Here is a 15853-nt window from a genome sequence, read left to right on the forward strand (position 1 = left end):
CGGGATGGCCGGGATGATCGGTGCGGGAGTCTGCGGGGTTCGAGTCCGGGCCGGAGCCGGGCCTGAGGCGGGAGGCGGGGGAGGGGTAGGGGGCCGGGGAGGGCGCCGGGCGGGAGTGGTCTGCGCTCATGGCCTCAGAGTACGGGGTGACCGCGCGCGGCGCGGTAGCCTGCCCCCATGAAGGTTCTTCTTGATGCGACGGCGATCCCGGCTGATCTCGGAGGCGTGGGGCGCTATGTCGACGACCTCGTGCCCGAGCTCATCGCCTCCGGCGTCAACCTGGCCGTGGCCGTCCAGCAGCGGGACGTGGCGCACTTCTCCGCCAAGGTGCCCCGGGCCCACCTCTTCCCGGTCTCGGAGTCCATGGAGTCGCGCGGCGCCCGGATGGCCTGGGAGCAGACGGGACTACCCGCTCTCATCCACCGGATCCGTCCCGACGTCCTGCATTCGCCCCACTACACCTTCCCGGTCCTGCACCAGGTGCCGGTGGCCGTCACCCTCCACGACGCCACGTTCTTCTCCCACCCGCAGGCGCACTCGCCCTTCAAGCAGAAGTTCTTCACCCGCGCCATTGGCCGGGCCGTGCGCGGGGCCGACGCGCTCATCGTGCCCTCCCTGGCCACCCGTGACGAGACCGTCAAGTACGTCGGCGGTGACCCCGAGCGCTTCCACGTCGCCTACCACGGCGTGGACGCCACCGTGTTCCACCCGGTCGACGACGCCGAGCGGGCCCGCGTGGCCGCGTCCCTCGGTCTGGAGGGCAGGCGCTACATCGGCTTCCTGGGGACCCTGGAGCCCCGGAAGAACGTGCCCAACCTGGTTCGCGCCTGGGTGAGCGTCTTCCGCGACTCCGACGACGCCCCGGCCCTGGTGCTGGCCGGTGGACCCGGCTGGGACGCGGATATCGAGCCGGCCCTGGCCGAGGTGCCCCGGCACCTGACCGTCCTGCGGCCCGGCTACCTGCCGCTGGCGGACCTGCCCGGGTTCCTCTCGGGCTGCGAGATCCTGGCCTACCCCTCCATCGGTGAGGGCTTCGGCCTGCCGGTCCTGGAGGCCATGGCCTGTGGGGCGGCCGTGCTCACCACCCGCGAGCTGAGCCTGCCGGAGGTCGGAGGAGACGCCGTCGCCTACTGCGGGTCCGACGCCCAGGCCATCGCCCGGGCCCTACTGCTCCTGGACGCCGACCCCGAGCGACGCCGGGCACTGGGGGCCGCTGCCGCCGAACGGGCCGGAGAGTTCACCTGGAGGGCCTCTGCCCAGGCGCACATCGAGGCTTACCGCGCCGCCATGGCACGGTAGGCCTTCGAAGGTTTCTGCCGGTACCCCGTTAGACTTGGTCATGTTGCCGGTGCGCGGGGCTCGCGGCGATCTCACTCATGAGATCGGTCCCCTGGTCGACTCAGTGGCAGACAATGGTCCGTTCATGATCGGATGGAGACGTATGGAGACGTCGCATGGTGAAGAGGCGCTGACGGAGGAAGCAACGGCTCCCTCCGCGAATGAGAGCCCTAGGACTGACCGCAATAAGAAGACGGATGGTGCCCGGAGTATCCACACGAGCCTTCACCGTCGGATTCTGACTCTGCCGCGGCTGCAGTGGACAGCGCTGAGTGGGTTGTTCGCGCTCATCTCGGGGGTTCTCACCTACCGGTTCATGGTGCGACACCTGCCGCTGTCGATCGTCGACGAGTTCCAGTACATCGACGCCGTCAACAAGGCCCAGCGCTGGGACGTGGTCCTCACCGGGGACAAGACGGACCAGTACGCCCGGGTCCTGGCAGCTTGCAGGGGGGTGGGGTTCGACAATCCCAGTACGGTCATTCACCAGGGAGTCTGCGCCCCTTACGTGCCGGACTCCGACACCTTCATCTACGGCTACACCTCGGCGGACATCCACTCACCGGCCTACTTCTTCCTCACCGGCTGGATGTCCTGGCCCCTGAAGCGCTTCCTCCACATGGAGCTCATCACGGCGGCCCGTCTCACCGGCGCCGTGTGGCTCTGGCTCGGCATGGTGGCCCTGGCCTGGATGCTGCGCCGGCTCGGAGCCCGGTGGGGCGTGGCGGTGGCGCTGCCGATCGCTGTGGCCTCGATGCCCGGCTTCCGCCTGACGAACGCCTATGTCACCCCCGATGCCCTCAACCTGCTGGCGGGGACCCTCATCATCGCCTCCATGGTGCTCTACGTGCGGGGGGAGTGGGGGATCTGGCCCTTCATCGGGATATCGATCGTCTTCTCCTTCGTGAAGTTCCAGAACGTGTTCTGCGTGGTCGCGGCGCTGGTGTTCCTGGGTTGGTACGTGGTTACCGTCCTCGTGCGGCGTCACCTCACGCATCACGGCGATAGCGATGACGCCGGCGGCGATGGCCATCTGCGCCTGCCGCGCCTGTGGGAGGGGATCGCGCTCGTGGTCCTGCCGCTGGCCGGGTCCATGATCTGGATGGTGATCCGCTCTCACACGGTTGCCGCGGTCGTCGACCGGCCTCCGCTGGACCCGCCGGCGAACCTCGACGGGTTGACGGTCTTCTCCTCCATGGATGACGCCTACCAGCTGGTCTTCGCCGGCACCGGATGGTCGGGGGTGACCTCGCCCTGGTCCATCTTCCCCAATGTGCTCGTCGCCCTCCTCGTAGCCGGCACCGTGGCCACCGCGATGTTCGACGTCAAGGCCGACGTCGTTGAACGGGCCTTCGCTCGCTCCGCCCTGCTGTCCTGCACGGCGGTCGGCCCGATGACGATCCTGCTCTTCGCCATCGTCTTCGGCGCCAGTACGGGGGTTCTCAACCGGTACGTCATGGTGCTCATCCCGGTGCTGGTGGTGCCCCTGTGCGGTCGCGTCACCGGCAGGGTGGCCCAAGGACTCCTCGGGGTCTTCGCCGTCGGCGCCCTCTACTACGCCGTCCACTTCACCTACATCAACTGAGGCGATCGGCGTGCTCGTGTAGGCTTCACCGACGGACCATGGTGAGACATCGGCGAGATGGCGCCCTGCGGGAAGGAAGAATCGGCAGTGAACGAGACCAAGCCTCTGGGGATCGAGGAGACGCCCCTGCCGGGGAATGGGAATGCAGACGGGCAGCCGCCGAGTCGCCGCGTTCTCGTTACCGGCGCCAACGGACAGCTGGGGCGTGCTCTCATGGCTCTGCTGCCGCAGGCCGGGTTCGTGCCCACCGGTGTCGACCTGCCGGAGGTGGACATCTCGGACACGGCTGCTATGTCCACCTGGGACTGGTCGCGTTACGACATCATCATCAACGCCGCCGCCTGGACCAACGTGGACGGTGCGGAGACGTCGGAGGGACGTCGCCTGTCCTGGCGCGCCAACACGGTGGGGCCGGCCAACCTGGCCCGGGCCGCCACTCGGTACGGCCTGACACTGGTGCATATCTCCACCGAGTACACCTTTGATGGTGCCACTGCTGTCCATAGGGAGGATGAGACCCCCTCTCCGCTGGGCGTCTACGGTCAGTCCAAGGCCGCCGGTGACGCCGCCGTCGGCGTCTGCCCCCACCACTACCTGGTGCGCACCTCCTGGGTGGTGGGGGACGGCAAGAACTTCGTCAAGACGATGCTCTCGCTGGCCGAGCGCGGCATCACCCCGAGCGTCGTGGCCGACCAGACCGGGCGCCTCACCTTCGCCTCCGACCTGGCCGCGGGCATTATTCACCTCCTCGCCTCGGGAGCCGAGTACGGCACCTACAACCTCTCCGGTGAGGGTCCGATCGTCTCCTGGGCCGACGTCGCCAAGCGTGTCTACGAGCTCGCCGGGCACAGCTCTGACGAGGTCACCCCCGTCACCACCGAGGAGTACTACGCCGGGCAGGAGGGGATCGCACCGCGCCCCCTGAGCTCTGCTCTGGATCTCGCCAAGATCGAGGGGACGGGTTTTACTCCCGCCGATTCCATGAAGCGGTTAGATGTTTATGTACGGTCTCTGTCGTAAGATACCGTCAATCGGGTCGCGTGCCCTTATCCTCATGGTTTATCGGAGACTGGTGTGAAGTTTGATCTCGGAAGACGTTTGCTGCGGTCGGCTCCGGATGGTGCTGGAATCGGGTCGGCTTCTCCGCGACGTTCGGCGCTCGCTGGTGGGCTTGTTCTTCTCCTTATGTTGCTGACCGGTTGGGGCTGGGCGGTGTCATCACCGCTGGAGTCCTCTCCTGACGATGACTATCATCTGGGCAGTATCTGGTGCCCGCGACCGGTAAATAGCTCATGTGAGACGAGTGTTGTTGATGGTAAACCGGTCGTCCGAGTGCCTGTTGCTGTGGCGGATAGCTCGATGAGGTGCTTCGTCTTCCAGCCGGATAAATCAGCGGCCTGTACGCTCGGGTATGACGACAATAAAATGGTGTGGTCCACCCGTTACGATGACGGTGGATACCCGGTTGGATACTACCGTTTCCATCACCTCCTCATCGGTGAGGATGTTCAGACATCGGCTCTGGTCATGCGGGGAGTCAATGTTCTGATCTCGGTATTTCTTCTTGGGTCGGTGGGATTCTGTTCTCCGCAGAGGTTGCGGCGGCCATTCATTGCGGCAATCATGGCCTCGTGGGTTCCAATGGGGATCTACTTCATCGCCTCCAACAATCCCAGTTCATGGGCAGTGTCGGGGCTGCTCGTGTACTCGTCGGCCATGTATATGGCTACGCAGCAGGAAGGGCGTGCTCGTATCGCTCTTATGCTTTGCGCGATAGCCGGTGCCGGCATGTGCGTGGCCTCCAGGTATGACGCTTCGTTTTATCTCCTCGTTGTTGGTCTCGCTATACTCCTCGCAGTGCGTTGGACTCGTCAACGGTGGCCGGAGCTGTGTCTCGTCGTCGGGGCGGCCTTTGTGGGAGTCTGCTCCATGATGTTGTCGTCGCACGTGGCTGACGTGGCCGATCCCGCAAAGGGGCCCGTCGAGCAGCAGTCTTTCCTCGAGAAATTGATTGTCGGAATTGAAACCGCCCCGAAGTATCTTGGTGGTTTTTGGGGGCACGCTTGGAATCCTGGGTGGACTGATATCCCGTTGGGGGTTCGTAGTCCCTTCATCCTTACCGTCATGGCTGCGGGAGCGTTCGTAGCCATAGCGTTACGTCGTGGGGGTTGGCGCAAGTGGCTGGTCCTGGTGACGCTTATAGGTGCGATTGTGGGTCTTCCGGCAGTGTTTCACGCCAATGGTGCGTTTGAGGTAATCGATGCCTATCAGGCGAGGTATATTCTGCCTCTGCTGGCACCCACATTCTTCTTCGCCCTTGCTTTGGATCAAGACGAAGAGGCCTGGTTCACGGTTCCACAGGCAGTGTGGATCGTTGTCTGTGGAGCTCTTTGTCAGACGATCAGTCTTCACACGACCTTGTTGCGGTATGTTCACGGTATCAAAGAGCCTTGGGAACTCAATCTCAATGAGAAGATCGAGTGGTGGTGGAGTGTTCCGGTAAGTCCGATGATGGTATGGTTTATTACTACATGTACTGCCACCGCGGCATTCGGAATCATTATGTCGATGCTGACGCGTAGAGTTGAGAGGCAGTCCTCATGAGTGATCAGGACGTGCTCGTCATCATTCCCGCCTGGAACGAGGAGGCCGTGATCGGTCCTGTGCTCGCTGAGATCACCTCCGTCATGGATAACCTGGTTGATGTGCTAGTGGTGTCAGACGGATCCACCGACTCAACTGCTGCCATCGCGCGTGAGATGGGTGTAGCGGTTCTCGATCTGCCTCTCAATCTTGGCGTCGGTGGGGCGATGCGAGCCGGATACCTGTATGCGGTCAGGAATGGCTACGACTACGCGATTCAGGTAGATGCCGACGGGCAGCATGATCCGGCTGAGATCCCCGCGATGCTCAAGCACATGAGGGATACGGGGGCGGACATCGTTATCGGTGCCCGTTTTGCTGGAAAGGGCGACTACACGGTGCGAGGACCTCGCCATTGGGCCATGAATGTGCTGTCCCTGGTGCTGTCTCGCGTGTGTGGCACCCGGCTGACGGACACCACGTCCGGCTTCAAGCTGACGAATCGGCGGGCCATCACTTTGTTTTCTCGAGAGTATCCGGCCGAGTACCTCGGTGACACGATCGAGGCTCTGGTCATTGCCGTCCGCAATGGCTTGATGGTGCGTCAGCTTCCGGTGCAGATGAGACAACGAGCCGGGGGGACGCCTTCGCACGGCTTCTTCAAGTCCGCTCGTCTCCTTGGTCGAGCCTTTCTGGCTCTCGGGATCGCCTTGACCCGTCCCCACTCCTCGCTAGGCTATGGACAAGGAGAAGAAGCGTGAGTTCGACTTATCTTCTGGGTGTCGCCTTCGGTGTGGTGGTTCTGGTTTCCGTCTTTCTCAAGATGCGTAACGCGGGGATGAAAGAAGCATATGCAACCTGGTGGATCGTCATCGCGGTGGGGAGCGTCTTATTCTCGGTGGTCCCCGGAGTGCTCGAATTTCTTTCTCACGCCCTCGGAGTTGCCGTCCCCCTCAATCTCGGCTTCTTTGTTGCAGGTATCATTCTCCTGCTGTTGTCCTTAAGATTTAGCGTAGATCTGTCCCAGGCCTCCGAGGACCGGCGTCGTCTCACCGAGGAGATCGCCATTCTGCGTGCCGAGGTCGATGCGCTGCGTAACCAACTGGATTCGCGGGGTGACGATACGGACGGGACTAGTTCCTGACACGGGATCCGTCAGTGCCGTGCGTACTGGTTGATGACCTCGAAGGCAATGGATTCGTACTGACGTGCGCGCACCGGCCATGTCCACTCCTGAATCAGGTCGGTTGATGCGTGCGGAAGCGGATCGCTCAGGGCATCGGTAAGTCCGGCCACCAATGAGTCGCTCGTCTTCGAGGCGCAGACTGTGATGGGCGCTCCTTGCTCACGTAGCAGCTGAGCTCCGGGGACATCGAAGGTGACAACTCGACCCTGCTCCGCGATGGCTTCCAGCAACGTCGTCTGGAATCCCTCTGACAGGGTCGTCGGGTTGACGAGAGTAGACCCGCGCAGTGCGACCCTGACCTCCTCCTGAGGAACTCTGCCGCGCACCTTGACTACCTCGGACAGTCCCAGGGCCTCGCAACGCTCACGAGCGGCTCCGAGCTGGGCGCCGTCGCCGATCATTTCTCCAGTTACGTCCATTCCGGCGGATCGCAGCGCAAACACAGCATCCTGGAACGCGTCCCAGCCCTTGCCCGCCACCATGCGTCCGACGAATACCAGATGGGTAGGCCTGTCCTCGACTGACCCCGTGTACTGAGAAGGCGCAATCGCGTTGTAAAACACCTCTGCATGAGAAGCTCCGAGGCGCTGTGCGAACGCCGCCGCCTGAGGGGAGACGGCCAGTACCCGATCAGCATGGCTGAGAACGTAACGGCCCATCGACACATCAACCGCGCGAGAACCTACTGCGATGATCGGCGAGGGTGTTGCCACAAAACCGCTGCCGTGCTCGGTATGAATGGTCGGGATTCGTGCGGCGTGTGCGGCGCGGAGGCCCACCAGGCTCATTGGGAAGAAGCGTGTGTGCGTCGAGACGACATCGATCGAGTTGTCCCGCAGGAAGCGTGTGATGTCAGACGTCGTCCCGAACGAAGGGAACGAGATGACATCCGCGATCGGCAGGTGTGATCGCTCTGTACGAACCTGAATGCCGCTGTCCATTCTCTCGCTGCGCTCCGATGCAAGCGTCAGCACCCAGATGCGATGCCCAAGATCCGACAGGCTCTGAGCGAGATTAGCGATGTGAAGTTCCAGTCCCCCCATTCTAGGAGGATAGGTGTTGGTCACCATGGCGATCCTCAACTGAGGTAATCCCGAATTTAGGGCGCTCTTAATGGGGAGGGTGGGGATGGCGTCAGACATTGTGGATCACCTTATTCATTTGTTTTCAGGGAAAGAGGATCTTGTTGGTGTGAGCCTGCGGTAGTCTCTGACCAAGAATAAGCCCATCACCAGGAGTGCGATGGTACTGGCGACGATCCCCACGATGCTTGGCGAATTCAGGCCGAACCGGTGTGTGAGCGGGCTCGTGGTGATCACCGTGACGCCTGCGGCAACAATGCCGCCCAATAGACATCCGATATAATCGCGCAAACCCAGCAGAATATCGTTGGTGAACCACACGAAAGCTGTAACTAAGGACAGTAGGAGTGCCGGCTGTATGAGGTAGATGTAGGGGATGATCTCGCTACCGAAAACAAGTCCCAGGATCCATTCTCCCGCCATCCAGAATATGGCGCAGGATGCCGTACCCACCGCCACGAAAAAGATAGTAATCCGCGCCAGTAGGGAGACGGCCTTGGACTTGTCAGTCATCATGAGCTCTATCAGCCGGCCTAGGACGGGGGTGTAGATGTATGTGGCGCTCGCCTGAATGATGACTGCGGGAACCGCAACCGATGCGTATATGCCGAGTGCATCTTCACCCATAACGCTGGACAGGTGCTGACGGGGAACCAGAGTCACGATACTGAGTGCGGCGTTGACCATAGCGAGTGGGAAGAGCTTGGCGAAGGTGGTTATGGCGTTGCGCCAACGAATCACTGGACGGATCGAGCCGAAGCGGCGTGCGCGCGGAGCATCGTAGAAGACGCCGGTGATGATGATCGCAGCGGTGAGGAAAAGGGTTGCCGCAAGCAGGGAGTTGAATAGTGTGATTCCGACGCAGAAGGCGATGAGGCCTCCAAAGCCCTGCAGGAGGTAGGAGATGCCGATGTAGTCCATCCGCATACTGCGCTGCTGGGTGGCATGAAAACCCTCGAGGTATGTTGCTATAACTTGTGAGAGGGTGTAGATCATGATGACGAGGAAGGCGTTCGGATTCGTCGTCAGAAGCGTGTAAACTCCCCCGATGATCAGCGCTGCGGACGAGGCGATGAGCCTCATGCCCAGGTACTCCTGGCTTGTGTGCTCACCATGCACGTCAGTGACCTGCACGGTGCGCAGTCGGTACTCAGCGATCGGGAACACGAGGTTCGAGATCGACATCGCCAGAGCGAGAACTCCGGCGGTATCGAATCCGGAGGAGAGACGAACGGCTGCGATGGTCATCAGCCAGTTGCACATGGTTTTTGCGAGAGACCCTGCTGAGCTCCAGATCACGTTCGTTCTCAAAGGCAGGGGAGAGGGAGTCGCGACTTCTGCTCGCGGATGGTGCGGTGGGGTGCTCACGACCGATGTGACCTCAGTGGTTGGGTGCCCCTGTGGAGGGGCTCGTAGGGACCGTCTGCAATAGGGGGTTGCAGTGGACGAGCATACCTTACTCTGATCTTGTTAAGGCGATCAATGTGGGTGACGACTGTTGGTGCATTCCACTAGGAGTGGCTCCCGCGACGGCTCCGTAGCCTGTGTCGGAGGGGCGTCCCAGGCGCTAAGATGGCTCTGGGATCGCACCGGCATCACTAGTTAATTATGAGGCATCGTGGTATTCATTAGCATCATCATTCCCGTCTACAACGCTGAACAGTATATAGATTCATGTCTTGGGTCGATTATGGGTCAGGACTACGATGACTGGGAGGTCGTCCTTGTTGACGACGGCTCCACTGATAATTCTGCGAGCATGTGTGACGACTATGCCGAACGCGACTCTCGCATCTCCGTGATTCATCAGGACAATGCGGGAACAAGTGCTGCGCGTAATGCCGGGATCGAGGTTGCGCGAGGGCGTTATGTCACCTTTATGGATAACGATGATTGGTGGATCGACTCGGCGTGCCTGGGTAGAGTGGTGGATTCGCTTACGGAGAGACCTGTGGATCTGTTGTGGCACATGAGTGCTCGTTCCAACGTCGATGGGACTGTGATCAGTGACGTGGAGGCCACGCAGTACTCCGGGCGGGTTGCGGCATTGCCGGTGGAGCGTGGAATTCGGTTCATCATCGACCACGGACTGACGACGAGCGCCGTGTGGACCAAGGTGGTGCGTCGTGAGCTGTTGATCGAGCACGATATCATTTTTCCAGTCGGAATGCGCAATGAGGATACTGAGTGGAGCGCCAAGGTGCTCGCCTACTGTCGGAGCGTCGGGTGGTTCGATGAACGTTTCTACGTCTACAGGATGGGGCACCCATACGCTCAGACCTCTCACAGGTTGGTCGAGTCGTCCGTCCGAGATCTTGAGATGATTCTGCGAGATAATCTCGTCTTGGCTCGTTCGCTCAGTCCGGACCGCCGCGAGGCGCTTCTGGCTTTTCTTGCCTATCCGTTCATAGTGTGGACTGGTCAGGCGGATGCACTCGGTCTGCTTTCTCGTGGTGACAAGTCCAGCAAGGAGCTTTTGTCGCAGATGCCTGGAGTCATTTGTCACAGCAGGAACCGCGTTTCCCGGATGACCTGTGCGGTCTGCAGAATATTTGGAGCGCGTACTGCGTCACGGCTGCTGGGGCTCGCCTTCCGGCGCAAGCATCCCCAGCACAGTTGAGCCGCGATACTGTGCTCCGCTAACAGGTAGGAGCATTGGGGCCCAGGACAACGGTGGAGGCCTGGTGGTTGACGCGTTCCTTCTCGGGGGGCAGCTGCATGTAGTCGCCGTAGCCGCGCTTGAGGATCGCGTCGTCGTCGTGCGCGGTCATCACCGTGATGTGCTCAAAGGGAACGCGTCTGGCGGGGAAGAGCTCGTTCAAGGACGCCGACCAGCGTTCCGGGTCTTGTGTTGAGTAGTCCCCCAACCGGGTGGAGCCGCTTGCCTCGTACCTGCGTGCGGCGTGCTCCCAGCGGCGTTGCAGGGTCGAGGGCTTCACCCGCGCTGTGCGCAGGCTCCAGTGGATGACGTGCATGATGCCACTGGCGATCTGCTTGAGGGGAGTACGTAGTGGGATGTCGGCTGTGGGCGTGCCGAGGAGGAACAGCAGGCGACCCCAGACCCAGGTGGCGCGAGCCTGGCGCCTGAAGGCCTCGGGGTCGTCGGGGATGGGGTCCAGGGGGAACAGGTCAATGCCCAATGGCATCCTGAATGATCGTTTGCGGGCCACGCCCGGAGTGAAGGTCGAGCCGACGAGACCAAGGACGCCGAAGGTTCTCGGGTAATCGGGGTGAGAACTGGTGGAGAGCACCTCAAAGGCCGGATCGATCACGGCGGGCGCCTCTGCGAGAAAGCGCTCATAGTCCTCACGGGGCATGCACACGTCGACGTCGTCGTCCCACGGGATGAAGCCCCGATGACGGGCCGCGCCGATCGCGGTCCCCCCATAGATCACGTACCGGGTTCCCAGAAGCGTGCAGACTCTGTCGAACTCCTCAAGTGCCGCAGTCGCGGCGAGCTGGATCTTCCTGAGCTGCGTCGGATCCTCTGTGGCGACCATCGACCTGTCCTTTCGTCCGCCTGGGAAGGCGAAGGTCATTGTCGCACGTCTCGCAGGCGACTCGACTCATCCCCGCCTGAGTCGGAGGCCGCACCGCGACCGGCCTGAGCGGACTTGACCGTGTGGCAGAATCGCTCGAGGGTCCGTTGGAAGGCCGAGGCAACCATGGCTGAGAAGAGATAGGAGTGTCAGACAGTGTCTGAAGCGATGTTGGACGACCCGGAGCTGCTCAAGCGCATCCATGCCCTGCTCCTGAAGATGCTCAAGGACTTCGACGACACGTGCCGCCGCCTCGACATCCCCTACTCCGTCTACGGCGGCACCATGATCGGGGCCATCCGTCACCAGGGCTTCATCCCCTGGGACGACGACGTCGACGTGCTCATGACGCGAGCCGACTACGAGCGCTTCCTCGCTGAGGCGCCCTCGGCCCTGCCGCCCGGCTACCAGATCGACAACACCCGTACCCGCCCCGAGTACCCCTACATGTTCACCAAGCTCGGTCTGGAGGGCACCCTCCTGGTCCCCGAGTTCGGCAAGGACTCGGCCTACCGGACGCCGATCTCCCTGGACATCCTGCCCGTGGACAACGTGCCCGACGACGCCCGCGCCTTCCGCAGGATGAGCCGTAGGACCTGGCTGTGGGGCCGCCTCCTCTACCTCCGGGGCACCCCCACCCCCTATCTCATCGGCATCACCGGGGCCAAGCGCATGGCCATCCACACGATCACCTCCGCGATCCACGTGGGTCTGCGCCTCATGCGGGCCACCCCGCGCTCCCTCCAGGGACGATGGGAGAAGGCCGCCCGCACCTACGAGCACGCCACCACCAGGCGGATGGCCGACTTCTCCATGCGGGACCCGGAGAACTGGGCCGTCACCATGGACGATCTCTACCCGCCCCTCGAGCTCCCCTTCGAGAACATCACCGTCAAGGTCGCCCGCAACTACGACGCCATGATGCGCCGCTCCTACGGCGACTACATGGAGCTGCCGCCTCTGGAGCAGCGCCGCAACCACAAGCCCTGCGAGATCGACTTCGGGCCCTACGCCGACGACGTCGAAGCGGGCCCTGAGAACGCCGCCGAGGCGGGTGCTGAGTCGGTCGCCGGGGCCGCCGGCACTGCGACCGACTGAGGCCCCGGCACATGCCTCGAACGGAGGAGAGCAAGGCCTCGCAGATCAGCCGCGACTACTTCTGGAACACCGCCGCCTCCGTCATGATGTCACTGGCGACGGTGGTGCTTCTGGTGGTCGTCACCCGCACGGCCGGTCTTGCGGCGGCGGGGGTCTTCGGACTGGCTTACAAGGTCGGTCAGCAGTTCCAGCCTCTGGGAATGTATGAGATCAGGCCCTACCAGGTCACCGACCTGCAGCACCGCTTCGGCTTCGGCACCTATCTGGCCACCAGGATCGTCACGGTGGGGCTCATGGTCCTGGGCATCGTCGGCTACGCACTCGCCTTCGGCAAGAGTCCTCACCACATGCTGCTCATCGTTCTCATCGCCTCGCTGCGTCTCTTCGACGCCTTTGAGGACGTCTACGTCTGCGAGTTCCAACGGGCCGGCCGCCTCGACATCGGGGGGCAGTCCTGGTTCTGGCGCTCCCTGGCGACCACCCTGGCCTTCTGCGGGATGCTCGTGGCCACCGGCAACCTGCTGGTCTCGACGGTGGTCACGCTGGTCGTCTCCCTTGTCGTCACCGTCGTCCTCTACGTGCCTCGGGCCCACGGTCTCTTCCCGCAGCGGCCGGTGTGGAAGATGCGACTCATCAAGGAGCTGCTGGTCATCTGCCTGCCCCTGTGCCTGGCCTCCTTCATCTCCATGTACCTCGCCAACGTCCCCACCTTCGCGATCGACCGCTATCTCGACTCCACCCAGCAGGGCTACTTCCAGATCCTGTTCATGCCGGCCATGGTCATCAACCTGCTCTCCCTCATGGTCTTCCGGCCCCTGCTCACCTCCATGGCGAGCCTGTGGGTCCGCGCCGACCTGCCCGGCTTCAACCGGCTCATTCGGCGCGGCCTGCTGGTGACCGCCGGAGCCTTCGTCGTCGTCGGAACGGTCACCTTCCTGGCGGGCGCTCTCATCCTCGGGCTCGTCTTCGGTAAGGACGTCTCGATGTTCCGCGCCGAGCTCATGGTTCTGGTGCTCGGTGGGGCCATGAACGCCGCCAGCGTCGTCCTCTACTACGCGCTGACCACGATGCGGCTCCAGAAGCTCGTGTTCGCCGGCTACCTCGTCACCGCCGCCGCGATGACCGTGCTGTGCGCCTTCCTGGTCCCCTCATACGCCCTCCTGGGCGTTTCCACCGCCTACGCCTGCGGGATGGCCATCCTCGTTCTTCTCTTCGCCCTGTTCCAGCAGCGAGCCGTGGCAGCGCATAGCGGCGAAGGACACTCCTGACCGAGAGGTAAGTGCGGGGCGCCTCCTATAGGGTAGCGCGCATGCTTTTGACCCGCTCGGCTGGTTTGTTCTCTCCCCGTGACCTCGGGTCCCGCGACAACGCCCTCAACCTGCTCCGGCTGGCCCTGGCCTGCCTCGTCTTCTACTCCCACGCGGACATCCTCGCCGGGACCGGGGACGGATTCGAGGTCGCCGGGCAGCACCTCGGCAGCTGGGGCGTCGTCGGCTTCTTCGCCATCTCCGGCTTCCTCATCACCGGCTCACGCATGCGCGCCGACGCCGGCCCCTACCTCATCAACCGAGTCACCCGCATCTTCCCCGGCTTCCTGTTCTCCCTCGTCTTCGTCGCCCTCGTCATGGCGCCGGTGGCGCACATCATCGAGAAGGGCACGCTCGACGGCTTCTTCGGAGCGGCGCCCACGCCCGGCAGCTACATCTACTCCAACATCCTGCTGCACATCTCCACCTACAACATCGGCACCACGTTGGCCACCGTGCCCTACCCCGGAGCCTGGAACGGCTCCCTGTGGAGCCTCTACTATGAGTTCTGGTGCTACATCATCATCGGTGTCTTCCTGTCCTGGAGGTTCACCCGCTCCCACGTGTGGCCCACGGCGCTGCTGTTCCTGGTCAGTGTCGCCATGCACGCCGGCATCCACCGGATCGGCCCCTATGTGGACGGCAACAGCGAGTTCGCCCTGCTCGTGTTCATGCTGCCCTACTTCCTGGGCGGGGCGCTCATGCACCAGCTGCGCGAGCGGATCCCCATGAGGTCATGGATCGCGCTCGCCGCGACGACCGGCGCCGTGGCACTCATCCTCATGCTGCCGAGCTTCGGCGCCCAGCTGGCCTCCCCGCTCATGGCCTACGTCATCCTGTGGCTCGGCGCGGTCCTGCCTTCACCGGAGATCATCAAGGTCCACGACATCTCCTACGGCGTCTACATCTACCACTTCCCAGTCCTCCAGCTCCTCATCCTGCTGGGGATGCACCGTCACGGCCTGCCGCTCCTGCTGCTGGCGGCCGGCGTCGTCACCGTCATCCTGTCCATCGCCAGCTGGCTCGGCATCGAGCGCGCCGCCATGCGCTGGTCCCGGGGACGCAGGCCCTGGGGAGACCTGCGTCAGGAGGCCCGCTGAGCTCGCGCCCATCATCGAGCCGGGCAGAATTCGCGTAGCCGGGCAGAAAAAACGTTGGGGTACGCGAAAGATGCCCGGCTCGGCAGGAATGGGATCAGCGCGTCAGGACGTGGGTGGCCAGGGTGCGCACCGCCGTCGAGTCCTGGCGGCGCAGCGCCGTGGGGAGTAGGGACAGGGCATGTGCCCGTGAGATCGTGTGCCGCTTCGCGGCGCGCGCGGCTCGGTGCCAGCCGTTGCGCCGCATGAGGCGGGTGGCCAGGGAGAAGTAGGTGCGCTCGCCGGCGAAGCGGCGCCCGTCGAACAATGACGTCGACGAGGCCGACTCCTCATGGCGCCGGTAGGAGAAGCACACATGCGGATCGAGCAGGAGGCAACCGCCCGCCGCGATGATGTCGATGACCAGGGCCAGGTCCTGGATGATCGGGAAGCCCGGGCGGAAGGGTGTGGAGACGAGCGCCTCGCGGCGGAAGGTCAGGGAGGGCCAGTAGAGCCAGTCCGCCTTGAGCAGGGAGGCGGCCAGCTCCTCACCGCTGAGCAGGAGGGGCTGACGGGTGCGCGGCGTGACGATGCGCTTGATGGAGTCGGTCAGGGTGCTCACGGGCCGTCCCCGGGAGTCGATGGGTTGAACCCCCGGCTGGAAGATGTCCGCCTGCGGGAACCTCTCGTGAAGGGTCAGCACGCGTGCCACATAGTCGGGCTTCATGATGTCATCGCAGCCCAGAAGCATCACCAGGTCGGCCGAGGCCATCTCGATGCAGCGCTCGTAGTTCTCGGTGATTCCGAGGTTCTTCTCATTGCGGATGTAGGTGACCTGGGGGTGGTTCAGACGCTCGAAGTACTCCGGGACGCCGGCGTCCGGGTAGCAGTCGTCGACGACCGTCAGATGCCACCGCTCATCGGTCTGGCTCAGGACGGCCTCGACCGTCTCGTACAGGTGCTGCGGATCTCCCCAGAAGGGGAGCATGATGTCGAGCATGAGACTCCTGGTCGCTGATAATCACCGATCGCGTGTTTTGTGATGTTTCAGCAGTGTAG

14 protein-coding genes are annotated in these 15853 nt (G+C 63.0%); 10 read left to right on the plus strand and 4 right to left on the minus strand.

Features of this window, described 5'->3' with window-relative positions; translation table 11 throughout:
- Positions 1–177 precede the first annotated feature (177 nt).
- The 6 genes from HCR68_RS00640 (at position 178) to HCR68_RS00665 (ending at position 6650) form a co-directional block, all read left to right on the plus strand.
- Positions 178–1299: a glycosyltransferase family 1 protein gene (locus HCR68_RS00640; protein WP_167145214.1), complete on the plus strand. Its 1122-nt coding sequence runs from the start codon at positions 178–180 to the stop codon at positions 1297–1299.
- Between the two features lie 355 nt (positions 1300–1654).
- Entirely contained in the window at positions 1655–2923 is a 1269-nt protein-coding gene (locus HCR68_RS00645) for a hypothetical protein (protein WP_243858831.1), read from the plus strand.
- Positions 2924–3010: 87 nt separating this feature from the next.
- Positions 3011–3943, plus strand: coding sequence for an NAD(P)-dependent oxidoreductase (locus HCR68_RS00650; protein WP_167145218.1), 933 nt, complete (start codon positions 3011–3013; stop codon positions 3941–3943).
- Between the two features lie 165 nt (positions 3944–4108).
- Positions 4109–5527, plus strand: a complete 1419-nt coding sequence (locus HCR68_RS00655) for a DUF2142 domain-containing protein (protein WP_167145220.1) — start codon at positions 4109–4111, stop codon at positions 5525–5527.
- Complete coding sequence (locus HCR68_RS00660; protein ID WP_167145222.1) at positions 5524–6267, plus strand: glycosyltransferase family 2 protein; 744 nt, start codon at positions 5524–5526, stop codon at positions 6265–6267. The genes HCR68_RS00655 and HCR68_RS00660 overlap by 4 nt, the downstream gene beginning before the upstream one ends.
- The gene (locus tag HCR68_RS00665; protein ID WP_167145223.1) at positions 6264–6650 is read left to right on the plus strand and encodes a DUF2304 domain-containing protein; all 387 of its coding nucleotides are present in this window, start codon (positions 6264–6266) and stop codon (positions 6648–6650) included. The genes HCR68_RS00660 and HCR68_RS00665 overlap by 4 nt, the downstream gene beginning before the upstream one ends.
- Before the next feature lie 11 nt (positions 6651–6661).
- On the opposite strand, the gene HCR68_RS00670 is transcribed toward HCR68_RS00665, so the two are convergent.
- Complete coding sequence (locus tag HCR68_RS00670; protein ID WP_347878283.1) at positions 6662–7762, minus strand: glycosyltransferase family 4 protein; 1101 nt, start codon at positions 7760–7762, stop codon at positions 6662–6664.
- Between the two features lie 87 nt (positions 7763–7849).
- Positions 7850–9022: a polysaccharide biosynthesis protein gene (locus HCR68_RS00675; RefSeq protein ID WP_167145225.1), complete on the minus strand. Its 1173-nt coding sequence runs from the start codon at positions 9020–9022 to the stop codon at positions 7850–7852.
- A gap of 370 nt (positions 9023–9392) precedes the next feature.
- Here HCR68_RS00675 and HCR68_RS00680 point away from each other — a divergent pair, with 370 nt between their 5' ends.
- Positions 9393–10394 carry a glycosyltransferase gene (locus HCR68_RS00680; RefSeq protein ID WP_167145227.1) on the plus strand — a complete coding sequence of 334 codons (1002 nt, stop codon included), beginning with the start codon at positions 9393–9395 and terminating at the stop codon, positions 10392–10394.
- A 19-nt stretch (positions 10395–10413) separates the two neighbouring features.
- Here HCR68_RS00680 and HCR68_RS00685 read toward each other — a convergent pair whose 3' ends face one another.
- The gene (locus HCR68_RS00685) at positions 10414–11274 is read right to left on the minus strand and encodes a LicD family protein (protein ID WP_167145229.1); all 861 of its coding nucleotides are present in this window, start codon (positions 11272–11274) and stop codon (positions 10414–10416) included.
- A gap of 207 nt (positions 11275–11481) precedes the next feature.
- On the opposite strand from HCR68_RS00685, the gene HCR68_RS00690 reads away from it, so the two are divergent.
- From HCR68_RS00690 to HCR68_RS00700, 3 genes are read left to right on the plus strand one after another with little or no spacing between them, the layout of a single operon-like run.
- The gene (locus HCR68_RS00690) at positions 11482–12411 is read left to right on the plus strand and encodes a LicD family protein (RefSeq protein ID WP_243858846.1); all 930 of its coding nucleotides are present in this window, start codon (positions 11482–11484) and stop codon (positions 12409–12411) included.
- A gap of 11 nt (positions 12412–12422) precedes the next feature.
- A complete protein-coding gene (locus HCR68_RS00695) occupies positions 12423–13679 on the plus strand; it encodes a lipopolysaccharide biosynthesis protein (protein WP_167145231.1) in 1257 nt (418 codons plus the stop codon).
- Between the two features lie 41 nt (positions 13680–13720).
- A complete protein-coding gene (locus HCR68_RS00700; RefSeq protein WP_167145233.1) occupies positions 13721–14818 on the plus strand; it encodes an acyltransferase in 1098 nt (365 codons plus the stop codon).
- Positions 14819–14912: 94 nt separating this feature from the next.
- On the opposite strand, the gene HCR68_RS00705 is transcribed toward HCR68_RS00700, so the two are convergent.
- Complete coding sequence (locus HCR68_RS00705) at positions 14913–15794, minus strand: glycosyltransferase (protein WP_167145235.1); 882 nt, start codon at positions 15792–15794, stop codon at positions 14913–14915.
- Positions 15795–15853: the final 59 nt, after the last annotated feature.

The sequence above is a fragment of the Actinomyces sp. ZJ308 genome (assembly GCF_011752065.1).
Taxonomy (GTDB): Bacteria; Actinomycetota; Actinomycetes; order Actinomycetales; family Actinomycetaceae; genus Actinomyces.